Below are 23,351 nucleotides of genomic sequence, written 5' to 3' on the forward strand. Positions count from 1 at the left end.
GGGGTGGGGGGGGGGGGGTTGTGTCTCTCGTGCGGGGGGGGGGCCGCGCCGCGCCGCCCGCCGCCCCCCCCCGCCCCCATCTGCGTAGGAACTGGTCTGCGTAGGGACTGTTAGAGCTTGTCGATCACGTAGTCGATGCACTTCGTCAGCGCCTCGACGTCCGCGGGGTCGATCGCCGGGAACATCGCCACGCGAAGCTGGTTGCGGCCGAGCTTCCGGTACGGCTCCGTGTCCACGATGCCGTTGGCCCGCAGAGCCTTGGCAACAGCGGCAGCGTCGATCTCGTCCGCGAAGTCGATCGTGCCGATGACCTGCGAGCGCTTGGCCGGGTCGGAGACGAACGGCGTCGCGTACTTGGACTCCTCGGCCCAGCCGTACAGCGTGCGCGAGGAGGCGGCCGTGCGGCCGGTGGTGAACTCCAGGCCGCCCTGGCTGTTCATCCACTCCAGCTGCTCACCGAGCAGGAAGAGCGTGGCGAGCGCCGGCGTGTTGTACGTCTGGTTCTTGCGGGAGTTGCCGATCGCCGTGGGAAGGCTGAAGAACTCCGGGACGTGACGGCCGCTCGCGTGGACGCGCTCGGCACGCTCGATGGCGGCGGGAGAGAAGAGGCCGATCCACAGTCCGCCGTCCGACGCGAAGGACTTCTGCGGGGCGAAGTAGTAGACGTCCGTCTCGGCGATGTCGACCGGGAGGCCGCCCGCGCCGGAGGTGGCGTCCACCAGGACGAGGGAACCCTCGTCCGCGCCGGCCACCCGTTTGATGGGGGCCGCGACGCCGGTCGAGGTCTCGTTGTGCGTGAAGGCGTAGACGTCCACGCCCGCCTCCGCCCGCGGCTCCGGGTGCGTGCCCGGCTCGCTGGTGATCACGCTGGGCTCGGCCAGCCACGGGGCGAGCTTCGAGGCCTTGGCGAACTTGGAGGAGAACTCGCCGAAGCTGAGGTGCTGCGACTTGTTCTCGATGAGGCCGTGCGTCGCGACGTCCCAGAAGGCGGTGGAGCCGCCGTTGCCCAGGATCACCTCGTACCCCTCGGGGAGGGAGAAGAGGTCGCGCACACCCTCGCGCACCTTGCCGACCAGGTTCTTGACCGGGGCCTGGCGGTGGGAGGTGCCGAGCAGGGAGGTACCGGTGGCGGCGAGCGCGTCCAGCGCCTCCGTGCGCACCTTGGAGGGGCCCGCGCCGAAACGTCCGTCGGCGGGCTTGATGTCAGCGGGAATCTGGATCTCAGCCACGGGGTGAGCCTAACGGCTTCCGGCGCGCCGGATTCGGGGTGTCCGTCCGGTGAGACCGTGGGACGGACCCAGCGTCACCGGCAGCTCGTACAGGTCGTTCTGCGTCACCACCGGCTTGTTCCGCAGTTCGCGGGGAGCGACCGCCAGGGCCAGGTGGGGGAAGCGCTCGTAGAGGGCCGCGAGCGCCACCCCCGCCTCCAGGCGGGACAGGGCCGCCCCGGGACAGACGTGCGGACCGTGGCCGAAGGAGATGTGGCGGTTCGACGAGGGCGCGGACGTGCGCGAGATGTCGAAGGCGCCCGCCGTGGGCCCGTGCGCCCGCTCGTCGCGGCCGATCGCCGCGTACGACACGATCAGCGCGTCACCCTCGCGGATCACCTTGTCGCCCACCTGGACGTCCTCGGCCGCGAACCGGATCAGGACGTGCGAGGTCGGCGTGGAGTACCGCAGCGTCTCCTCCACGACCATCTCCCAGCTCGCCTCGCCGGACAGGACGAGCGCGAGCTGCTCGGGATGGGCCGAGAGGTTGACCACCGCGTTGACGATCAGCGAGATCGTCGTCTCGTGTCCCGCCGCGACCATCAGCTGGAGCGTGGAGACGATCTCCGCGTCGGTGAGGTGGTCGCCGCCCTCCGACGCGAGGATCAGGGCACTGGTCAGATCGTCGCCGGGCTCGGCACGCCGCGCGGCGACGATCCCCTCCATCATGGCGGCGAGCTCGCCCAGCGTCGCCACGACCTCGGCGGGCGGCGTCTGGGTGGAGAAGAACTTGTCGAAGAGGACCTTCAGGCGCGGATGGTCGGCGGAGTCGATGCCCATCAGGTCACTGATGACGTACATGGGCAGCGGGTAGGCGAACTCGGCCTTGAGATCCACGACCTGGCCGCCGTCCGACGGGAGCCGGTCCAGGAGGCCCTTCGTCAGCTCCGCGATCCGCCCCCGCATCCGCTCCACCCGCCGCGGCGTCAGCGCCTGCGCGACCAGGGCGCGCATCCGGCGGTGCTCCTCGCCGTCGACCGTCAGCATCGAGCGGCCCGGGTTGGCCAGGCCGATCAGCGGCCAGTCGGCGGGTATCTCACCCCGCCGCCAGGCGCCCCACACGCCGATGTCCTTCACCAGGCGCTTGTCGCCGAGGAGTTGGCGGGCCTCTGCGTGGTGCGTGACCGCCCAGACGGGCACACCGCCGGGCAGCTCCACCTCGGCGAGCGGGCCCGCGGCACGCAGCCTGGCGCTCTCGCCGTCCAGGTCGGTGACGAAGGGGTCGAGGACGATGCGGTCGGGTGCGGTGCGGGCGGGGCAGCCGGTCGTCATCGGGGCTCTCCTCTGGGTCCACGCGGGTTCTGATGATCAAGTCGCGGCAACTATAGGCGCGCGTCGGGTGTTTGACCGCGGCCGGTTCGGGCCTTCGCGGATGCATATTGAGGGCATGGATATCGGCATGAGTGATCTCGGAGGCGTGGAAGCGGAACTGCGGGCAGCGGTACGGGGGGAGGTGGACTTCTCCGTCACCGCGCGGGCCCTGAACACCATGGACGCGTCCAACTACCGTCGCGTGCCGCTCGGCGTCCTCGCCCCGCGCGACGCGGACGACGTGGCCGCGGCGCTCGCCGTGTGCCGTGCGCGCGGGGTGCCCGTGGTGGCCCGCGGCGCGGGCACGTCCATCGCCGGGCAGGCGACCGGCACGGGGCTCGTCCTCGACTTCACCCGGCACATGAACCGGATCGTGTCCCTGGACGCCGAGTCGCGGACCGCGGTCGTCCAGCCCGGCGTGATCTGCGACGACCTGCGGGGCGCGGCGGCTGCCCACGGCCTGACCTTCGGCCCCGACCCGTCCACCCACAACCGCTGCACCTTGGGCGGCATGATCGGCAACAACTCCTGCGGGTCGCACTCGGTCGCCTGGGGCACGACCGCCGACAACGTCGCCTCGCTCTCGGTGGTGAGCGGAGCCGGTGCGCGGCTGGCTCTCGCGCAGGGCTGGCAGGGCGCTCCCGATGGCCTCCGTGCCCTCCTGGAGCCCGAGTCGGAGCTGCTGCGCACCGGCTTCCCGGAGCTGCCGCGCCGTATCTCCGGCTATGCGCTCGACGCCACGCTTCCCGAGCGGGGAGTGGATCTGGCCCGCTCCTTCTGCGGGTCGGAGGGCACGCTCGGCGTGCTGACGGAGGCGGTCGTACGCCTCGTCGAGTCGCCACGCGCGCGTGCGCTCGCGGTCCTCGGGTACGCCGACGAGAGCGCCGCGGCCGAGGCCGCTGCCGGGTTGCTGCCGCACGGGCCTCTGACGGTGGAGGGCATGGCGGCCGACCTCGTACGGGGCTCCGCGGGGCTGCCCAAGGGCGGCGCCTGGCTGTTCGTGGAGACGGGCGGCGCGAGCGAGGGTCAGGCACGCGCGCGTGCGCAGGCGATCGCGCGGGCGGTGTCGGGGGACACGGTGGACTCCGTGGTCGTGACGGACCCGGCGGGGCAGCGCGCGCTGTGGCGGGTTCGGGAGGACGCCAGCGGGACGGCGACGCGGATGCCGGACGGCAGCGAGGCGTGGCCGGGGTGGGAGGACTGCGCGGTGCCGCCCGCACGGCTCGGGGCGTACCTGCGGGACTTCAGGGGGCTGCTCGCCGAGCACGGGCTGCGCGGGACTCCGTACGGGCACTTCGGGGACGGCTGCATTCACGTACGCATCGACTTCGACCTGCTGAGCGAGGTGGGCGTGCGACGCTTCCGCCGCTTCTCGGAGGAACTGGCGCAGCTCGTGGTCGCGCACGGGGGTTCGCTGTCGGGCGAGCACGGGGACGGGCAGGCGCGGGCCGAGCTCCTGCCGAAGATGTACGGGGCTGACCTCGTCCGGCTGTTCGAGCGGGTGAAGGGGGTGTGGGACCCGGCGGACCTGCTGAACCCCGGGATGCTGGTGCGCCCCGCGCCGCTGGACACGAATCTGCGGTTCGCCCCGCTGCCGCGGAAGCCGGTGGACGTGGCCTTCGGCTACCCGCATGACGGCGGGGACTTCTCCGCGGCGGTGCGCAGGTGCGTGGGCGTCGCGAAGTGCCGTACGGCTTCGGCCGGTGCGGGGGGCGGGGTGATGTGCCCGTCCTTCCGGGTCACGGGGGAGGAGGAGCATTCCACGCGGGGCCGGGCCCGTCTCCTGCACGAGATGCTCGCGGGCGAGGTGGTCACGGACGGCTGGCGTTCGGAGGAGGTGCGGGACGCGCTCGACTTGTGCTTGTCCTGCAAGGGGTGCCGGTCGGACTGTCCGGTGGGCGTGGACATGGCCACGTACAAGGCGGAGTTCCTGCACCACCACTACGAGGGCCGCAGGCGCCCCGCGGCGCACTACGCGATGGGCTGGCTGCCGCTGTGGCTGCGCCTGGTCTCGCGGACGCGCATGGCGGGGGTGGCCAACGCGCTGGCCCGGGTGGCGGTACTGGCGGCGTCGGCCAAGAGGCTGGGCGGGATCGCACCGGAGAGGGAGATTCCGCGGCTTGCGGGGGAGACGTTCCGGCGGTGGTTCCGGGGGCGGGATGTTTCCCGGGCTTCGGGGGGCCCGGCGGTCGTTCTCTGGCCGGACACGTTCACGGACCACTTGTCACCGGCGGTGGGCCGGGCCGCGGTGCGGGTCCTGGAGGACGCGGGGCTGCGGGTGGTGGTGCCGCCGGGGGATGTGTGCTGCGGCTTGACCTATGTGTCGACGGGGCAACTGGACCGAGCGCGCGCGGTGATGCGCAGGACCCTGGAGCGGATGGGGCCGCTGCTGGACTCGGGGGCGCCCCTCGTGGTCCTCGAACCGAGCTGCGCGGCGGCGCTGAAGACGGACCTGGTGGAGCTGTCGGGCGACGACGAGCGGGCGAGGGAACTCGCGGGCCGCGTACGGACGTTCGCGCAGGCCCTGGAGGAACTGGCCCCGGAGTGGTCGCCGCCGAGGATCGGCCGACCGGTGGTGGGTCAGACGCACTGCCACCAGCACGCGGTCCTTGGCGACGCGGCCGAACGCCGCCTGCGGGAGAAGGCGGGCCTGGAGGGCGGGTTGAGCGGCGGCTGCTGCGGCCTCGCGGGCAACTTCGGTTTCGAGGCGGGCCATTACGAGGTCTCCGCGGCATGCGCGGAGGAGCAACTGCTGCCGGCGGTACGGGGCGCCGTGCCGGAGCCGGAGGGCGGCCCCGTGGTCCTCGCGGACGGCTTCTCCTGCCGCACGCAGCTGGAGCAGCTGGGGGAGGGTGCGCGGGGTCGGCATCTGGCGGAGGTCTTGGCGGAGGGGCTGGGGAAGGGGTCGGCGGAGAGTTCGGGGGAGCTCTGAGAGGACTGACGGACTGACTCAGGCCCCGCGAACGCCGTCTCCCGCCCCCGCCCGCAGCTCTGCCCGCAGCTCCCCGTGCAGGCGGGCGATCGTCCCGCACACCAGTGGCATGACCAGCGGAGGCAGCAGGAGCAGGGCCACGGCTGTGGGCAGGATCATGACCAGTACGCCAGTGATCCATACGTTGTCGTCGCTGAGCCACAGCATGCCGAGTCCCGCGAAGTGGGCGAGAGGGGCGAGCGCGTACGCGGCCAGAAGGACGACGAGTGCCGCGGTCGCCATGAGCAGCGTGCCCAGCCCGAAGACGCGCATACGCGCCCCGCGGGTCAGCACCCAGGAGCGGTACAGCGCCACGAACGGCGACCGGCGTTCCAGCACCGTCTCAGCGGTGGCCGGCGAAAGGCGGAAGTACAGCAGCGGGCCCAGACACATGACGCCGATCGGCAGCACCCACCCCACCAGCGTGTACAGCGGGGTCGCGGTCTCGCCCAGAGGCGTGGGCTCGACCCCGGGCACCTCACCCCTCTCGACGAACATCCACAGCACATAACCCGCGAGCACCATGGCGCCCACGGCCAGACCGGTCAGCGCGTTGACCGCGAGGGCGGCGGGAAGACGCCGCCGGGTGCGCCGCCACAACGCGCGGACGCTCAGCGCCCCGCCGTCGCGCGTGGCGTGACAGTCCGCGACGGCGTACGCGGCGTGCAGGACGGAGACGACGAGAAGTCCCAGCACGAGCAGCAGCAGCGACACCACGGAACCGACCCTCACCAGCGGGAACCAGCCACCGTCGGCGTAGGCCACGTAGGAGTCCTCGTTGGCGATGTTGCGGTCCGCGTAGTTCCGGACGCCCTCGAAGGTGTCCCACGCCGCCGCGAACCCACCGGCCACGATCGCGCAGCCGAGGAGCGCGGTCAGGGCGGCCACGCGCAGGGTGAAGCCGTACGCCGCGCCGCGGTAGCCCCTGACGAGGGCGGCGCTCAGCACCCCGCCGACCCCGCCGGGCCTGCCGCACGGCTGCTCGGTGGGCTGGTTTCCGTCGCGCGCCATGGACTGACCCGACTTCCTTGCGGTTGCGTGGTGACTGCACCCAAGACGCTGTGCGGGCGTGCGGGGTTCCGGCGCCACCCACCATGTGGACCTGGTTTGCGTACAGCAGTGAAAGCGCTCCACAATCCTGACGTGGTCTACTACCTTGGACGGTCCAGTCCAGGTGAGTGGACTGGTCGGATGGGCCGGGGACGGAAGAAACGGAAGGGTTGGCTGTGGACGCGTCGAGGAGTGGTCAGGAGGCGGCACCCGGTGGGCGGTGGGGTGCCCTCGGGCCCGTCGGGCTGGTGCTCGCGGGCGGCGTCTCCGTCCAGTTCGGCGGGGCCGTCGCCGTGAGCGTGATGCCCAAGGCCGGCGCCCTCGGCATCGTGACTCTGCGGCTCGCCTTCGCCGCGCTGGTGCTGATGATCGTCTGCCGGCCCGCGTTGCGCGGGCACTCGCGCGCCGACTGGGGGACCGTCGTCGCCTTCGGCGTGGCCATGGCCGGGATGAACGGGCTCTTCTATCAGTCCGTCGCCCGGATTCCGATGGGGCCCGCCGTCACGCTCGAGGTGCTGGGGCCCTTGGCGCTCTCCGTCTTCGCCTCGCGGCGTGCGGTGAATCTCGTGTGGGCCGGGCTCGCCCTGTGCGGTGTCTTCCTGCTGGGGGGCGGGGGCGGATTCAGTGGGCTCGATCCAGTCGGAGTCGCGTACGCCCTTGGTGCCGGTGCCATGTGGGCCGCGTACATCATGTTCAGCGCCCGTACGGGGCGTCGCTTCCCGCAGGCCGACGGGCTCGCCCTCGCGATGGTCGTCGCCGCTGTCCTCTTCCTGCCGCTCGGCCTCATCGAATCCGGGGAGAAGCTGGTGCGGCCCGAGGTGCTCGCGCTGGGCGCGGCCGTCGCCCTGATGTCCTCCGTGCTGCCGTACACCCTCGAACTGCTCGCCCTGCGCAGGCTTCCCGCCTCCACCTTCGCGATCATGATGAGTCTGGAACCGGCCATCGCCGCCGTCGCCGGATTCCTCGTGCTGAACCAGGCCCTTTCCGTGAACGAGGCCCTCGCCATCTCGCTGGTCATCGCCGCCAGCATGGGCGCCGTGCGCACCCAGGTCGGGCGTGGCCGGGCGCGCAAGGCCGGCGGTGTCGTGTCGGGCGCCGCTCCAGAGGTCATCCCGGCCGCCACCCCGGAGGCCGTGGTGGCGGAGGCCCAGGAGTCCGGCCAGGAGTCCGGCCAGGAGCCCGCCCAGGAGTCCGTCCAGGGGGCCACCCGGGAGTCCGTCACGGAGACGTCCGGAAAGTAATGCAAGCACGCTTGCTTGTTTCTCCGGGCGCTGCCATGCTCCGGGGCACTCCCCCAAGCTCTCAACTCCGTTCGAGCAGGGGGGACCCCCATCCGTGCCCCGAGGGGAGCGCTCCGTGCCCGAAGCCGTGCCCGTACTCGACGATCTGCGCCGTGAGAGCGAGGAACTCGACCGGCTGGTCGGGGGGTTGAGCGAGGAGCGCTGGGCGCTTCTCACCCCTGCCGACGGCTGGACCGTCGCCCATCAGATCGCCCATCTCGCCTGGACCGACCGGGCCGCGCTGACCGCCGTCACCGACGAAGACGCCTTCGGGCGGCTTGTCGAGGAGGCCCTCGCGGCCCCCGATTCGTTCGTCGACGCCGGGGCCGACGAGGGGGCCGCGCTGCCGCCCGGTGAGTTGCTCGCCCAGTGGCGCGCCGGGCGCGAGGCTCTGCTGAAAGCCCTGACGGCCGCCCCGCGCGGCACCCGCTTCCCCTGGTACGGGCCGCCCATGTCGGCCACCTCCATGGCGACCGCCCGGCTCATGGAGACCTGGGCCCACGGCCAGGACGTCGCCGACACGCTGGGCGTCGAGCGGACGCCGACCGACCGGCTGCGGCACATCGCGCACATCGGCGTCCGGGCCCGGGACTTCTCCTTCGGGGTACGCGGGCTGACCGCGCCCGAGTCCCCCTTCCGCGTCGAGCTCCGGCTGCCCTCCGGTGAGCCATGGACCAGCGGGCCCGAGGACGCCGCCCAGCGGGTGACCGGGCCCGCGCTCGACTTCTGCCTGCTCGTCACGCAACGCGCGCACCGGGACGACCTCGCCGTGCGGGCAGAAGGCGCCGACGCCGAGCGGTGGCTGAGCATCGCGCAGGCCTTCGCGGGGCCGCCGGGGAAGGGACGCCCGGCCAAGGAGGGCGGGAGGTGACCGCCCCGCCGCCCGCCCCGCGAGCCACCCCGCCGACCGACTCGCCGGCCGCCCCGCTGCGGATCGGCAACGCCTCCGGCTTCTACGGCGACCGCTTCGACGCCATGCGCGACATGCTCACCGGCGGCCCGCTCTCCGTCCTCACCGGCGACTACCTCGCCGAGCTGACCATGCTGATCCTGGGCCGCGACCGGCTCAAGGACCCCGCCCGCGGCTATGCGAAGACCTTCCTGCGGCAGCTGGAGGAGTGCCTGGGGCTCGCCAAGGAGCGGGGCGTGAGGATCGTCGCCAATGCCGGAGGGCTCAACCCCGGCGGGCTCGCCGACGCCGTACGGGAGTTGGCCGGTCGTCTCGGAATCGGCGTGCGGGTCGCGCATGTGGAAGGGGACGACCTCGGGCGCCGCTTTCCGGACGCTCTCACCGCCAACGCCTACCTCGGCGGCGCCGGAATCGCCGCCTGTCTGCGCGCCGGAGCCGACGTCGTCGTCACCGGGCGGGTGACCGACGCCGCCCTCGTCACCGGGCCCGCCGCCGCACACTTCGGGTGGGGCGACGGCGACCACGACCGGCTCGCGGGAGCGGTCGTCGCCGGGCACATCCTCGAATGCGGCACCCAGGCCACCGGGGGCAACTACGCCTTCTTCGGCGAGCGTGCGCGGCGCGATCTCATCCGGCCGGGGTTTCCGCTCGCCGAGATCCATGAGGACGGAACCAGCGTCATCACCAAGCACGACGGCACGGGCGGTTTCGTGGACGTCGGCACGGTCACCGCGCAGTTGCTGTACGAGACGTCCGGCGCCCGGTACGCCGGGCCGGACGTCACCGCCCGGCTCGACACGGTCGCCCTCACGCAGGAGGGACCCGACCGGGTCCGCGTATCCGGTGTGCGCGGAGAGGCGCCGCCGCCCGACCTCAAGGTCGGCCTGAACCGGCTCGGCGGCTTCCGCAACGAAGTCGTCTTCGTCCTCACCGGGCTCGACGTGGAGGCCAAGGCGGGCCTGGTCCGCGCGCAGGTCGAGGACGCGCTCGCACGGTCCGAGTCCCGCCCTCAAGAGGTGCGGTGGGAGCTCGCCCGCACCGACCGGCCCGACGCCCCCAGCGAAGAGACCGCCTCCGCCGTCCTGCGCCTCGTCGTGCGCGACCCGCGGCAGGACCCCGTCGGCCGCGCCCTGAGCGGCGCCGCGATCGAACTGGCCCTCGGCAGCTACCCCGGGTTCCACGTGACGGCGCCCCCGGGCAAGGGCGCACCCTACGGAGTCTTCGAAGCCGCCTACGTCGAGCGCGGCACCGTCGACCACGTGGCCGTCCTGCCCGGCGGCGAGCGGCTGCACGTCGAGAGCAAGGCCGAGGCTCCCGGCGACAGCCGCGTACCGCTCCTACCGCTCGCACCGCTCGCACCGCTCGCACCGCTCGCACCGGAGGACCTCGACCAGCCGCCCCTGCCCGTGCCCCTCCCACCGGGCCCCACCCGCCGCGCCCCCCTCGGCCTCGTCGCCGGGGCCCGCAGCGGCGACAAGGGCGGGGACGCGAACGTCGGCGTCTGGGTGCGCACGGACGACGCCTGGCGATGGCTCGCCCACGAACTGACCGTCGAGCGGTTCCGTCGACTCATCCCAGAGGCAGCGGGGCTGACCGTCGTACGCCACGCCCTGCCGAACCTGCGGGCGCTGAACTTCGTCGTCACGGGAATCCTCGGCGCGGGCGTCGCGTCCCAGGCCCGCTTCGACCCCCAGGCCAAGGGCCTCGGGGAGTGGCTGCGCGCCCGCCACCTCGACATACCGGCCGCACTCCTCGAAGCGGCCGACCCGGCATCAGCAGCGACGACCCCACCGACGGAGGTACTCCCGTGACCGTCCTCGCGTCCGCGCTCGACCCCGCGAGCGCCGAGTACGCCGAGCACCGCGAGGCCATGCTGGCCAAGCTCGCCGAGCTCGACGCCGAGCAGGCCAAGGCCCTTGAGGGCGGCGGCGAGAAGTACGTGGCCCGGCACCGGGGGCGCGGAAAGCTGCTGGCCCGGGAACGGATCGAGCTGCTCCTCGACCCCGATACGCCGTTCCTCGAACTGTCGCCGCTCGCCGCCTGGGGGAGCGACTACCCCGTGGGCGCCTCGATGGTCACCGGCATCGGTGTCGTCGAGGGGGTGGAGTGCCTGATCACCGCCAACGACCCGACCGTACGCGGCGGCGCCAGCAACCCGTGGACCCTGAAGAAGGCCTTCCGGGCGCACGAGATCGGTCATGCCAACCGGCTGCCGTCCATCCATCTCGTGGAGTCCGGGGGCGCCGATCTCCCCTCCCAGAAGGAGATCTTCATCCCGGGCGGCGCGCTGTTCAAGCACCTCACCCAGTCGTCGGCCGCCGGTGTCCCGACGGTCGCCGTCGTCTTCGGCAACTCCACGGCGGGCGGCGCGTACGTCCCCGGCATGAGCGACCACGTGATCATGGTCAAGGAGCGCGCCAAGGTCTTCCTCGGCGGCCCGCCCCTGGTGAAGATGGCCACCGGCGAGGAGAGCGACGACGAGTCGCTCGGCGGCGCCGAGATGCACGCGCGCGAGTCGGGCCTCGCCGACTATCTCGCCGAGGACGAGCGCGACGCGCTGAGGCAGGCGAGGCGGGTCGTCAGACGCCTCAACTGGAAGAAGGCGTACGCCGATCCGGTCGTGGCCGTCGAGCCGCCCAAGTACGACGAGGACGAGCTGCTCGGCATCGTGCCCGGCGACCTCAAGGTGCCCTTCGACCCGCGCGAGGTCATCGCCCGCGTCGTCGACGCCTCCGACTTCGACGAGTTCAAGCCGCTCTACGGGCCGAGCCTCACCACGGGGTGGGCCTCGCTGCACGGCTATCCCATCGGGATTCTCGCCAACGCGCAGGGCGTGCTCTTCAGCGAGGAGTCCCAGAAGGCCGCCCAGTTCATCCAGTTGGCCAACCAGCGCGACATTCCGCTGCTCTTCCTGCACAACACCACCGGCTACATGGTCGGCAAGGAGTACGAGCAGGGCGGCATCATCAAGCACGGCGCGATGATGATCAACGCCGTGTCGAACTCGCGGGTGCCGCACCTCAGCGTCCTGATGGGCGCCTCGTACGGGGCCGGGCACTACGGCATGTGCGGGCGCGCCTACGACCCGCGCTTCCTCTTCGCCTGGCCGAGCTCCAAGTCGGCCGTCATGGGGCCGCAGCAGCTCGCGGGAGTCCTGTCCATCGTGGCCAGGCAGTCCGCCGCCGCGAAGGGGCAGCCCTACGACGACGAGGCGGACGCCGCCCTGCGCGCCATGGTGGAGCGGCAGATCGAGTCGGAGTCGCTGCCGATGTTCCTCTCCGGCCGTCTCTACGACGACGGCGTCATCGATCCCCGCGACACCCGCACGGTCCTCGGCCTGTGCCTGTCAGCGATCCACACGGCTCCCTATGAGGGCGCGCGCGGTGGCTTCGGCGTCTTCCGGATGTGAGGGGCTCACGATGACCAGCACCACGGCCGGCACCACGACCGGCACCATCATCAGCACGACCGGCACCACCGCCATCAGATCCATCCTGGTCGCCAACCGCGGCGAGATCGCCTGCCGCGTCTTCCGCACCTGCCGCGACCTCGGCATCACCACCGTGGCGGTCTACTCCGACGCCGACGCGGACGCCCTGCACGTCCGCGAGGCCGACACGGCCGTGCGGCTGCCCGGCTCGGCGCCCGCCGACACGTATCTGCGCGGCGAACTCGTCGTGAAGGCCGCCCAGGCGGCGGGCGCGGACGCCGTCCACCCCGGCTACGGCTTCCTCTCGGAGAACGCGGACTTCGCGCGCGCGGTCCTCGACGCCGGGCTCGTATGGATCGGGCCCTCGCCCGAGGCGATCGCGTCCATGGCGTCCAAGACCCGCGCCAAGGAGCTCATGGGCATCTCGCCGATGGCCGTGGACGAGGTCACGGAGGCGGATCTGCCGGTCCTGGTGAAGGCGGCGTCCGGTGGCGGCGGGCGCGGCATGCGCGTCGTACGGGAACTGGACGCACTCAAAGGAGAGTTGGCCGCCGCCCGGGTGGAGGCGGCCGGCGCCTTCGGGGACGGCGAGGTCTTCGTCGAGCCCTATCTGGAGGGCGGCCGGCACGTCGAGGTGCAGATCATGGCCGACGCGCATGACACCGTCTGGGCGCTCGGCACGCGGGACTGCACGCTCCAGCGCAGGCACCAGAAGGTCATCGAGGAGTCCCCGGCACCGGGCCTCGCCGCCGCACTCGTCGAGGAGCTGCACGCGCAGGCCGTGCGCGCGGCACGCGTGACCGGATACCGGGGGGCGGGCACCGTGGAGTTCCTGGTCGCGGACGGACGGGCGCACTTCCTGGAGATGAACACCCGACTCCAGGTGGAACACCCGGTCACCGAGGCCGTGTTCGGAGTCGACCTCGTGGCGCTTCAGATCCAGGTGGCGGAGGGCGCCCGGCTCGCCGAAGAGCCGCCGCCCGCACGCGGTCACGCGGTGGAGGCCCGCCTCTACGCCGAGGACCCGGCCGCTGAGTGGGCCCCGCAGACCGGCACCCTGCACCGGCTTTCCGTGCCGGGCGTGCGGCTCGACACGGGATACGCGGGCGGCGACACGATCGGCGTGCACTACGACCCGATGCTGGCCAAGGCCGTCGCGTACGCCCCTACGCGTGCCCAGGCCCTGCGTGGCCTCGCGGGCGCGCTGGAGCGTGCGGTCGTCCACGGCCTGGTCACCAACAGGGAGTTGCTCGTACGGTCCTTGCGGCACCCCGAGTTCGTCGAGGCCCGCATGGACACCGGCTTCTACGACCGGCACCTCGCCGAGCTCGCCGCCCCCGCCCCGGACCCGTACGCCCCACTGGCCGCCGCGCTCGCCGACGCGCACGGGCGCTCGCGGTTCGGCGGCTTCCGCAACCTCGCCTCTCAGCCGCAGGTCAAGCGCTTGAGGAGCGAGCCGGACGGTACCGAGCACGAGGTGCGCTACCGCCATACACGGGAGGGCCTGAGCGCGGAAGAGGTGCGGGTGCTCTCCGTCTCACGTGAGCTCGTCCTGCTCGAGATCGACGGCGTACGACGGCAGTTCCCTGTCAGCCGGTACGGCGACGGTCGCGTGTACGTCGGCAACACGGCCCTCACCATCCTCCCGCTGCTCCCCGAGCCCACCGTCCGCCAAGAGCCCGGCTCCCTGCTCGCCCCGATGCCCGGCACCGTCGTACGCCTGGCCGAGGGGCTCGCGGAAGGGGCGCGGGTCCAAGCGGGGCAGCCCCTCATCTGGCTGGAGGCCATGAAGATGGAGCACCGCATCTGTGCTCCCGCCTCCGGCACGCTCACCACCCTGCACGCCGCGCCCGGCCGCCAGGTCGAGGTCGGCGCGCTGCTCGCCGTCGTAGACGTCGTACAGGAGGAACAGTCCGTATGAGCACCGTCCTCGAAACCGAAGAGCACCAGGCCCTGCGCGCGGCCGTCGCCGCACTCGGCAAGCGTTACGGCCGCGCGTACATGTCCCGGGTCGTGGCGGGCGAAGGCCACCCCGACGAACTGTGGGCCGACGCCGCCAAGCTCGGCTACCTGGGCGTGAACCTGCCCGAGGAGTACGGCGGCGGGGGCGGCGGCATATCAGAACTCTCCATTGTCCTGGAGGAGTTGGGTGCGGCGGGCTGCCCGCTCCTGATGATGGTCGTCTCGCCCGCCATCTGCGGAACGGTCATCGCCCGCTTCGGCACCGACGAGCAGAAGCGGGCCTGGCTGCCCGGTCTCGCCGACGGCAGCCGCACCATGGCGTTCGGCATCACCGAGCCCGACGCGGGCTCGAACTCCCACCGGATCACCACGACCGCCCGCAAGGACGAGGCGACCGGCGACTGGCTCCTGACCGGCCGCAAGGTGTTCATCTCGGGTGTCGACATCGCCGACGCGACGCTGATCGTGGGCCGTACGGAAGACGCCAGGACCGGCAGCCTCAAGCCCTGCCTGTTCATCGTCCCGCGCGAGACGGAGGGCTTCGAACGGCGGCGGATCGAGATGGAGCTCCAGGCGCCGGAGAAGCAGTTCGAGCTGACCCTGGACGACGTACGGCTGCCCGCCGACGCGCTGGTGGGCGACGAGGACGCCGGGCTGCTCCAGCTTTTCGCCGGCCTCAACCCCGAGCGGATCATGACGGCGGCGTTCTCGATCGGCATGGCGCGCTTCGCCCTCTCCCGGGCGGTCGGATACGCCAAGGAACGCAGCGTCTGGAAGAGCCCGATCGGCGCCCACCAGGCGATCGCGCACCCTCTCGCCCAGTCCCACATCGACATCGAGCTGGCCCGCCTGATGATGCAGAAGGCCGCCCGGCTCTATGACCAGGGCGACGACATGGGCGCGGGCGAGGCCGCCAACATGGCCAAGCTCGCGGCTGCCGACGCGTGCGTGAAGACCGTCGACCAGTCGGTGCACACGCTCGGCGGCAACGGCCTGACCAAGGAGTTCGGCCTGGCCTCCCTGATCGTGGCGTCGCGGGTGGCCCGGATCGCCCCGGTGAGCCGGGAAATGATCCTCAACTACGTGTCGCACCAGACGCTCGGCCTGCCCAAGTCGTACTGAACCCGCCGTCTCGAACAGAGGTGATCCGCATGGGACTCGTGCACGCGCCCCACGAGCGCGGCATCGTCACGCTCACCCTCGACAACCCCGCCAACCGCAACGCCCTCTCGGCGGGGCTGCTGCGGGAACTCGCGGCGGCGCTCGACACCTGCGGCAAGGACCCCGGCGTACGCGCGGTCGTCCTCACGCACACCGGCTCCACGTTCTGCTCGGGCGCCGATCTGCGGGAGCCGCCGGACCCGGCCGACTTCGTGGGGCTGCTCCGGCAGATCGTGGAGCTGCCGAAGCCGGTGGTCGCGCGGGTGGACGGGCACGTGCGGGCGGGCGGGCTCGGCCTTCTCGGCGTGTGCGACATGGCGGGCGCGGGTCCGGGGGCGTCGTTCGCGCTGACGGAGGTACGCATCGGGGTGGCGCCCGCGGTCATCTCCATGCCGCTCCTCGCCCGGCTCGACCCCGGCGCGGCGGCACGCTACTTCCTCACCGGCGAGCGCTTCGGCGCGGCCCAGGCGGCGCGGATCGGTCTGGTGACGGTGGCCGGGGACGACGTGGACGCGGAGCTCTCGCCGCTCCTCGAAGGGCTGCGCAAGGGGGCGCCACAGGCCCTGGCCGAGACGAAGAAGCTGCTCACGGCTAGGGTGCTCGACGCATTCGACCACCACACGGACTCCCTCGTCGCCCTGTCCGCGCGGCTCTTCGCATCGGCGGAGGCGCGGGAGGGGATGGGGGCGTTCCTCGAACGACGGGAGTGCCCATGGGTGCTGTGACGGCGTCCGACCGTGCCGACCGTGCCGACCGCTCGCCCAAGCAGGACCGCAGCCGTGCGACACGGCAGCGGCTCCTGGAGGCCGCCGTGGCGTGCCTCGCCGAGAGCGGCTGGGCCGGGTCCACGGTCTCCGTGGTCGCCGAGCGGGCGGGAGTCTCGCGGGGGGCGGCCCAGCATCACTTCCCGACGCGGGAGGACCTCTTCACGGCGGCGGTGGAGTACGTGGCCGAGCAGCGGTCGACCGCGTTGCGGGAGCTTCCGTCGCAGGACCGGGCCTCGGTGGTGGCCGCTCTGGTGGACTTATACACGGGGCCCTTGTTCAGGGCGGCGCTGCATCTGTGGGTGGCGGCGTCCAACGAGCCGCAGCTCGGTTCGCGGGTGACGGAGCTGGAGGCGCGGGTGGGGCGCGAGACGCACCGGATCGCGGTGCGGCTTCTGGGAGCGGACGAGTCACGGCCCGGCGTCCGGGAGACCATCCAGGGCCTCCTGGACATGGCCCGAGGCCTCGGCCTCGCCAATCTCCTGACGGACGACAGGGCGCGCAGGGAGCGGGTGGTGGCGCAGTGGACGGTGCTGGTGGAGGGAGCGCTGCGCTGAGCCGACCACCGGACGGGCTGAGAATCAGCCCGTCCGGCGTTCGAGGACGAACTCGGCGGAGCCGGTGACGCCGGCAGCCAAGGCCTCCCTAGCGCGCGATGTCCCCGAACCCTTCGACCTCCCGGGGGTCCCGCGTACCGGGCCCCACGTACCGCGCGGAGGGCCGCACAAGACGCCCCGTCCGCTTCTGCTCAAGAATGTGCGCCGACCACCCCGCGGTCCTCGCGCACGTGAACATCGACGTGAACATGTGCGCGGGCACCTCGGCGAAGTCGAGGACGATCGCCGCCCAGAACTCCACGTTGGTGGCGAGGACGCGGTCGGGACGCCGCGCGTGCAGCTCGTCGAGAGCGGCCTTCTCCAGCGCCTCCGCGACCTCGAAGCGGGGGGCGCCCAGCTCGCGCGCCGTGCGGCGCAGGACGCGCGCGCGGGGGTCTTCGGCCCGGTACACCCGGTGACCGAAGCCCATCAGCCGCTCGCCCTTGTCCAGCGCCTGCTTGACGTACGCGACCGCGTCGCCCGTCCGCTCGATCTCCTCGATCATGCCGAGGACACGGGACGGCGCACCGCCGTGCAGCGGCCCGGACATGGCACCCACGGCGCCGGAGAGCGCCGCCGCCACGTCCGCGCCCGTGGAGGCGATGACGCGGGCCGTGAACGTGGAGGCGTTCATGCCGTGCTCGGCGGCCGACGTCCAGTACGCGTCGACGGCCTGGACGTGTTTGGGGTCGGGCTCACCGCGCCAGCGCTTCATGAAGCGCTCGACGACCGTGTCGGCCTTGTCGATCTCGCGCTGCGGCACCATCGGGAGACCCTGGCCGCGGGCGGACTGGGCGACGTAGGAGAGCGCCATGACGGCGGCCCGCGCCAGGTCGTCGCGGGCTTCTTGCTCGCTGATGTCCAGGAGCGGCTTCAGGCCCCACACGGGGGCGAGCATCGCGAGCGCGGACTGGACGTCGACGCGGATGTCGCCGGAGTGCACCGGAATGGGGAACGGCTCGGCGGGCGGCAGGCCGGGATTGAAGGCTCCGTCGACGAGCAGGCCCCAGACGTTGCCGAAGGAGACATGGCCGACCAGATCCTCGATGTCGACGCCGCGATAGCGAAGCGCGCCGCCTTCCTTGTCCGGTTCGGCGATCTCCGTCTCGAACGCGATGACTCCTTCAAGTCCGGGTACGAAGTCGGACATCAGGCGGCTCCTCGTGATGTGTACGACAGACGGTGGTGACAGACAGCTCGTGACCATGTGTCAGAAGTGGGCATGTTCGCCCCGGTTCCGCGGTCCGCCGGTGCGTCGGCGGCTTCCGGCTCTCGACTCGCGGTCCGGGTCGGACACCCCGGTGATGCCCCGTGCGGCTGGTGGTCACCCAACCGATTCGGCAGCGGAACGATATCCTTTGGTGCCACCCTTGGCGATGGCATGCGGCACTCAGTGCCACACGTCACCCTCTCCGTGGCGTACGACAGCTCGTCGGACAGCCCTTCGTATACGGCAAGATGACCGGGTGACCGATCGAGCCGACGCCTCAGCATCAGCCTCCTCATCTGCCGCTCCCGCCGCTCCCGCCTCTCCCGTGTCCGATCTCGCCGCCATCCGGGCCCACTACGGCATGGACGGACTCACCGAGGACCAGGCGCCCGCCACGCCCGTCGAGCTGTTCGCGCTCTGGTTCACGCAGGCGCTGGCCGCGGCCGACGCGGGCCTGCTGTACGAGCCGAACGCCATGGTCGTCTCGACGGTGGACGCCGAGGGCCGCCCCGGCTCACGCACGGTCCTGCTGAAGGGGTACGACGAGCGCGGCTTCGTCTTCTTCACCAACTACGACTCCCGCAAAGCCCGCGATCTGGCCGCGAACCCGAACATCTCGCTGCTCTTCCCCTGGCACCCGATGGCCCGCCAGGTCATCGTCACGGGCGTGGCGGAGCGCGTCGCCCGCGAGGAGACCGTGGCGTACTTCCGCACCCGTCCGCACGGCTCCCAGCTTGGCGCCTGGGCCAGCGCCCAGTCGTCGGTCATCGCCACGCGCGAGGAACTGGACCGTGCGTACGCCGACTTGGAGGCGCGTTACCCGGAGGGCGAGCAGGTGCCCGCGCCCGCGCACTGGGGCGGCTTCCGGGTCGCGCCCCGGAGCGTCGAATTCTGGCAGGGCAGGGCGAACCGCCTGCACGACCGCCTGCGCTACGTCGTACGGACGGAGCAGGACGGCGCCGCGGCCGCTTCGGGCTGGACGGTGGAGCGCCTCAGTCCGTGATGGCCGTGGCCTACCCCGTCAGGACCCCGTCCAGGAACGGCTGGATCGCCTCGCGCCAGGCCTCCGGCTGGTCGTAGTGCACCAGGTGCCCGGCGTCGGCCACCTCCGCGTAGGCCCCGCGGGGCAGTACGCGGACCATTTCCTGGGACTCGGCGCGGCCCAGCTCGCCGTCCAGGCCGCGGACGACCAGGGCGGGGCACTGGACCTGGGCCAGGTCCTCCCAGTGGGCGTCGTACACCCAGGTCTCGCGGGACTTCAGCATCTGTTCGCGGTCGAAGACGGGGCGCCAGCCGTCGGGGCCCTCGGTCATCACCTCGGCGAAGAACTCACCGCGGGAGGGGGTGGGCCGCTCGACCCAGGGGTCGTCCTCGCCGAACCACTTCCGTACGTCGGCGAGCGTGGCGAAGGGCACGGGCCAGGCCTTGAACCAGTCCTCCCACTCGCGCTGCGATGCGGCGCCCAGAGCGGAGGCCCGCATGTCGCAGACGATCAGGGCGCGGACGAGGTCGGGGCGCTTCGCGGCGAGCTGCCAGGCGGTGAGCGCGCCCATGGAGTGGCCGATGAGGACGGCGGGGGCGAGGCCGAGCTGGACGAGCGCGGCCTCGGCGTCGTCCACGTAGGCCTCGCGGGTGAAGGGGCCCTCGGGGGGCTTCTCGCTCTGCCCGTGCGCGCGCTGGTCGAGTGCGACCGCGCGATGTCGCTCGGCGAGCCAGCGGGCGGTGCCCGCCCAGTGCGATGCCCGGCCCATCAGGCCGTGCAGTAACAGCACGCCACCAGGCGGCCCGTCGGTCTCCCTGGACTTGGGAGGATCGGCGAACTCCCAGGCAGCGAGGCGCACGCCACCCGCGCCTGTCACGTCAATGCGCCGCACCATGTTTCCTGGCACCCCCCTTGAATCCTCTCGGGCTGAACGCCTGGTTCTGTCACGCACCCCCGCACGCTATCGAACTCTTTTTCGAAAGCGGCCAGTTCGCCGCCAACACCCCTCATTCGAGTGACCATGCTCAAGGATTGACCGCCGTCGCCGAGGGGAGATCTTCATCGGGAGGCGGGCCGCTCGGGGAAAACGGTCCGAGGGGAATGACCCTGAGAGCTCGGGGCTCCGGGTCAGAACAGGGGAGGACAGGCCCCGGCGCTCAAGGGCGCCGGGGCCCTCTGCGTGCACAGGGGGCGCCGACGCGCACTGTCCGTGCACGCGCGCCCGCTCACCTGATGGGCACATCCTCCTGCCCCCTCCCACGGCCGTGGCGGCGACCACGCGCCGACACGGCAAGAGCCCTCAAGTCATATGCCTCTCGCGACAGCCTCGCACGCAAAACGTCCGGGCGCTGCGATTCGGCACACTGAATCTTGGACCCCCATCGGGCCCGAGGTCGACACAACTGCCCAACCGTTACCGCCAGTTGACGCGAATTATCAGTGGCGGGAGCCGGATCTCGCCGAATCCCGGTCCGGCCGGCCTCAGCGCTTGGCGACGAAGACGTGCGAGGCGACCTCCGTGTTCAGCTCAGCGGCCTCACCGCTGCTGCCCACGAGCACCCCGCCCGCGGACTCCGTCACGCTCACCACGGAGCCCGGCTGCACGCCCGCGCGCCGCAGCGTGTACATGAGCTGCGCGTCCGTCTGGATCGGCTCGCCGATGCGGCGCACCACGACGGTCTTGCCCTCCGTGCCGGGGTCGAGGTCGACCAGGGAGACCATGCCCTCGTCCAGGAACGGGTCGGCCCCGTCCTTCTCGCCCAGCTCCTCCAGGCCCGGGATCGGGTTGCCGTACGGAGACTCGGTGGGGTGGCGCAGGAGCTCCAGGACGCGGCGCTCCACCGCCTCGCTCATCACGTGCTCCCAGCGACACGCCTCCGCGTGGACCTGCTCCCACTCCAGGCCGATCACGTCGACGAGGAGGCACTCGGCCAGGCGGTGCTTGCGCATCACGCGGGTGGCGAGCCTGCGGCCCTCCTCGGTCAGCTCCAGGTGACGGTCGCTGGCGACGGCCACCAGGCCGTCCCGCTCCATGCGCGCGACCGTCTGGCTCACCGTCGGCCCGCTCTGGTCGAGACGCTCGGCGATCCGGGCGCGCATGGGGACCACACCTTCCTCCTCCAGCTCGAGGATGGTGCGCAAATACATCTCAGTGGTGTCAATAAGCCCCGACATGGGTGCCCCTCAGATCTCGCTCGTGCGGCCGGCCCTGCACTCAAGTCTGACGCATACCGCTGACAACCGGGTCGCGCCGGAGGAAAACCGGTTCCGGGCAGCCTCGACGGGGTGCTCGGGCCGTATTGACAGGGCACTGGTCCAGACCGCAACGTGATCCGCGGCACACGCGAAATACGTGCAGGACATACGTACCCGGAAAGGTTCCTCGGCGCATGGGCTCGAAGAGCGAGAACAAGCTGGCCGGTCAGTACATCGACGCCGCGATCGGGCTGCTCGGGCGGGTGCGCGACGAGGAGGCCGGCAACGTCGACGCGGCCGGCACGCTGCTCGCCGACGCGGTCGAGGCCGGCGGCAGGCTCTTCGCCTTCGGCGCCGGACACTCCTCGCTGGCCGCCCAGGACGTCGTCTACCGCGCGGGCGGCCTCGCCCTGATGAACCTCCTGGCCGTCCCCGGGGTCGTCGGCATCGACGTCATGCCCGCCACGCTCGGCTCGGCCCTGGAGCGGGTGGACGGGCTCGCGGGCGCCGTCCTGGACTCCTCGCCGGCCCGCCCCGGCGACGCACTCGTGATCATCTCGCTCTCCGGGCGCAACTCGCTGCCCGTGGAGATGGCGATGAACGCCCGCGCGCTGGGCCTGAAGGTCATCGGGGTGACGTCGGTGGCGTACGCGACGGAGACGAAGTCGCGGCACGTGTCCGGCACCTTCCTGAAGGACCACTGCGACGTCGTGATCGACTCCAAGATCGCCCTCGGTGACGCGGAGCTCAGCCTCGACACGGTCGACGCGCCCTTCGGGCCCGCCTCCAGCGTGGTCGCCAACGCGATCATGCAGGCGACGCTGGCGACCGCCGTCGAGGTGCTGGCGGGGCGGGGGATCCAACCCCCGCTGCTCCGGTCGGGGAACGTGGACGGGGGGCACGACTGGAACGGCAAGGTGTTCCAGGAGTACGGAGACCGGATCTTCTACCGCCGCTGAGGCCGCCTCCTCCACCGCCGCTGAGGCCTCCGCTACCGCCGCTGAGCCCCCTGCGGGCCCGTGGGGAAGCGCACGCGCACGCTGAGCCCGCCTCCCGCCGCGTTCGCCTCCGCGGTCGCCTGCGCTCCGTGCGCGCGGGCGATCGCGGCGACGATGGACAGGCCGAGGCCCGCGCCCTCCCCGCGCGCGTGGGTACGTTCCCGAAGGCGCCGGAAAGGCTCGAAGAGGTGCGGGACGGTCTCCGGCGGGACGACGGGTCCGGTGTTGACGACCTCCACGCCCTCGGGCCCTGTGCGCACCTCGACCCGGCCGCCCTTGACGTTGTAATCCAAGGCGTTCGCCACCAGGTTGTGCACCAGACGGTCCAGGAGCACCCCGTCGCCGAGCACGGTGAGCGGCTCGGCGTGCAGAGAGAGGGTCACCTCCCGCTCGGCCGCCCGGCCCGCGAGCCCTTCCGCCACGGCGTCGGCGATGACGTCGAGGGCGACGGGCTCACGCCGCTCGAGGCCCTGCTCCGATCCGGCGAGGAACAGCAGCCCCTCGATCAGATGCTCGCTGTCGTCGGCGATGGAGATGAGCTTCGTACGAATCCGGGCCACCTGTTCCGCGTCGGGCTCGCCCGCGAGACCGATCTCGGCGGCGGCCCGCTGCATGGCGAGCGGGGTGCGCAGCTCGTGCGCGGCGTTGGCGGCGAACCGCTGCTGCGCGCCGACCAGTTGCTCTATCCGCCCGAGCATCTCGTCGAAGGTGTCGGCCAGCTGTTTCAGCTCGCCGGGCGGGGCGTCGAGCGCGATCCGCTCGTGCAGATTCTCGCCGGACAGGCGCCGCGCGGTGCCGGTGATCACGGCCACCGGGTGCAGGACGCGGCCCGCCATCCACCAGGCGAGCAGGATGGAGAGCGCCGCGTAGGCGAACAGGACGATGACGGAGACCGTGAGCAGCCGGCTCAGGGCCGCCTGCTCGGCGACATCGCTGATCTTCGTGACGGCGAGACCCTGCGTGATGTCGGTGGCCGTGACGCTGTCCGTGGGCATGTGCCGGGCGGCCGACGCGGACGGGTCCGGGGCGGGAACCCGCCAGGGCGGGTCCAGCCTGCGGGCGGGGACGGCGGTGGTGACGGCGGTACTGATCGAGGAGTAGAGCCCCTGCCGTACGAGGAAGTAGACGAGCCCGGTGAGCAGCCCTCCCGCGAGGACGAGCATGCCGCCGTAGAGGGCGGTGAGACGGGCGCGCTCGCTGCGCATGGCCGGCCGGCGCATCATCCGGAGGCGGGGCCGGCCGCCCCCGCGCGCAGCCGTGCG

Annotated in this window: 18 protein-coding genes; 11 read left to right on the plus strand and 7 right to left on the minus strand. The window is 72.1% G+C overall.

From position 1 onward, the window contains the following. Nucleotides 1-110 precede the first annotated feature (110 nt). Both serC and AB0I94_RS10270 read right to left on the minus strand, forming a co-directional pair. Complete coding sequence (serC, locus tag AB0I94_RS10265) at nt 111-1,229, minus strand: phosphoserine transaminase (RefSeq protein WP_363309042.1); 1,119 nt, start codon at nt 1,227-1,229, stop codon at nt 111-113. 9 nt (nt 1,230-1,238) lie between these two features. Beyond that, nucleotides 1,239-2,540 carry a cytochrome P450 gene (locus tag AB0I94_RS10270; RefSeq protein ID WP_363309043.1) on the minus strand — a complete coding sequence of 434 codons (1,302 nt, stop codon included), beginning with the start codon at nt 2,538-2,540 and terminating at the stop codon, nt 1,239-1,241. A gap of 127 nt (nt 2,541-2,667) precedes the next feature. Here AB0I94_RS10270 and AB0I94_RS10275 point away from each other — a divergent pair, with 127 nt between their 5' ends. Continuing rightward, nucleotides 2,668-5,511, plus strand: coding sequence for an FAD-binding and (Fe-S)-binding domain-containing protein (locus AB0I94_RS10275; protein ID WP_363309044.1), 2,844 nt, complete (start codon nt 2,668-2,670; stop codon nt 5,509-5,511). 18 nt (nt 5,512-5,529) lie between these two features. On the opposite strand, the gene AB0I94_RS10280 is transcribed toward AB0I94_RS10275, so the two are convergent. Beyond that, nucleotides 5,530-6,561, minus strand: a complete 1,032-nt coding sequence (locus tag AB0I94_RS10280) for a hypothetical protein (protein ID WP_363309045.1) — start codon at nt 6,559-6,561, stop codon at nt 5,530-5,532. A gap of 215 nt (nt 6,562-6,776) precedes the next feature. On the opposite strand from AB0I94_RS10280, the gene AB0I94_RS10285 reads away from it, so the two are divergent. The 8 genes from AB0I94_RS10285 (at nt 6,777) to AB0I94_RS10320 (ending at nt 16,664) form a co-directional block, all read left to right on the plus strand. Beyond that, the gene (locus AB0I94_RS10285) at nt 6,777-7,841 is read left to right on the plus strand and encodes an EamA family transporter (RefSeq protein ID WP_363309046.1); all 1,065 of its coding nucleotides are present in this window, start codon (nt 6,777-6,779) and stop codon (nt 7,839-7,841) included. A 115-nt stretch (nt 7,842-7,956) separates the two neighbouring features. After that, on the plus strand, nt 7,957-8,751 hold the full coding sequence (locus AB0I94_RS10290; RefSeq protein WP_363309047.1) for a TIGR03084 family metal-binding protein: 795 nt from the start codon (nt 7,957-7,959) through the stop codon (nt 8,749-8,751). Then, nucleotides 8,748-10,601, plus strand: coding sequence for an acyclic terpene utilization AtuA family protein (locus AB0I94_RS10295; RefSeq protein WP_363309048.1), 1,854 nt, complete (start codon nt 8,748-8,750; stop codon nt 10,599-10,601). Before AB0I94_RS10290 ends, AB0I94_RS10295 begins: the two co-directional genes overlap by 4 nt. Continuing rightward, a complete protein-coding gene (locus AB0I94_RS10300; protein WP_363309049.1) occupies nt 10,598-12,199 on the plus strand; it encodes a carboxyl transferase domain-containing protein in 1,602 nt (533 codons plus the stop codon). The genes AB0I94_RS10295 and AB0I94_RS10300 overlap by 4 nt, the downstream gene beginning before the upstream one ends. Before the next feature lie 10 nt (nt 12,200-12,209). Continuing rightward, nucleotides 12,210-14,141, plus strand: coding sequence for a biotin carboxylase N-terminal domain-containing protein (locus tag AB0I94_RS10305; RefSeq protein WP_363309050.1), 1,932 nt, complete (start codon nt 12,210-12,212; stop codon nt 14,139-14,141). Next, a complete protein-coding gene (locus AB0I94_RS10310) occupies nt 14,138-15,304 on the plus strand; it encodes an acyl-CoA dehydrogenase family protein (protein ID WP_363309051.1) in 1,167 nt (388 codons plus the stop codon). The genes AB0I94_RS10305 and AB0I94_RS10310 overlap by 4 nt, the downstream gene beginning before the upstream one ends. A gap of 29 nt (nt 15,305-15,333) precedes the next feature. Next, on the plus strand, nt 15,334-16,068 hold the full coding sequence (locus AB0I94_RS10315; RefSeq protein ID WP_363309052.1) for an enoyl-CoA hydratase family protein: 735 nt from the start codon (nt 15,334-15,336) through the stop codon (nt 16,066-16,068). Then, nucleotides 16,056-16,664, plus strand: coding sequence for a TetR/AcrR family transcriptional regulator (locus AB0I94_RS10320; protein ID WP_363309053.1), 609 nt, complete (start codon nt 16,056-16,058; stop codon nt 16,662-16,664). The genes AB0I94_RS10315 and AB0I94_RS10320 overlap by 13 nt, the downstream gene beginning before the upstream one ends. A gap of 88 nt (nt 16,665-16,752) precedes the next feature. Here AB0I94_RS10320 and AB0I94_RS10325 read toward each other — a convergent pair whose 3' ends face one another. Then, a complete protein-coding gene (locus AB0I94_RS10325) occupies nt 16,753-17,853 on the minus strand; it encodes a citrate synthase 2 (protein WP_363309054.1) in 1,101 nt (366 codons plus the stop codon). A 421-nt stretch (nt 17,854-18,274) separates the two neighbouring features. Between AB0I94_RS10325 and pdxH the strand changes: the two genes are divergently transcribed. Continuing rightward, a complete protein-coding gene (gene pdxH, locus AB0I94_RS10330) occupies nt 18,275-18,916 on the plus strand; it encodes a pyridoxamine 5'-phosphate oxidase (protein ID WP_363309317.1) in 642 nt (213 codons plus the stop codon). Between the two features lie 10 nt (nt 18,917-18,926). On the opposite strand, the gene AB0I94_RS10335 is transcribed toward pdxH, so the two are convergent. Beyond that, on the minus strand, nt 18,927-19,790 hold the full coding sequence (locus AB0I94_RS10335) for an alpha/beta hydrolase (RefSeq protein WP_363309055.1): 864 nt from the start codon (nt 19,788-19,790) through the stop codon (nt 18,927-18,929). Nucleotides 19,791-20,377: 587 nt separating this feature from the next. Next, nucleotides 20,378-21,070, minus strand: coding sequence for a metal-dependent transcriptional regulator (locus tag AB0I94_RS10340; protein ID WP_363309056.1), 693 nt, complete (start codon nt 21,068-21,070; stop codon nt 20,378-20,380). A 215-nt stretch (nt 21,071-21,285) separates the two neighbouring features. Here AB0I94_RS10340 and AB0I94_RS10345 point away from each other — a divergent pair, with 215 nt between their 5' ends. Further along, nucleotides 21,286-22,050 carry an SIS domain-containing protein gene (locus tag AB0I94_RS10345; RefSeq protein ID WP_363309057.1) on the plus strand — a complete coding sequence of 255 codons (765 nt, stop codon included), beginning with the start codon at nt 21,286-21,288 and terminating at the stop codon, nt 22,048-22,050. A gap of 32 nt (nt 22,051-22,082) precedes the next feature. Here AB0I94_RS10345 and AB0I94_RS10350 read toward each other — a convergent pair whose 3' ends face one another. Next, nucleotides 22,083-23,294 carry an ATP-binding protein gene (locus tag AB0I94_RS10350; RefSeq protein WP_363309058.1) on the minus strand — a complete coding sequence of 404 codons (1,212 nt, stop codon included), beginning with the start codon at nt 23,292-23,294 and terminating at the stop codon, nt 22,083-22,085. Between the last annotated feature and the right edge of the window lie 57 nt (nt 23,295-23,351).

The sequence above is a fragment of the Streptomyces sp. NPDC050147 genome (assembly GCF_040660195.1).
GTDB lineage: Bacteria > Actinomycetota > Actinomycetes > Streptomycetales > Streptomycetaceae > Streptomyces.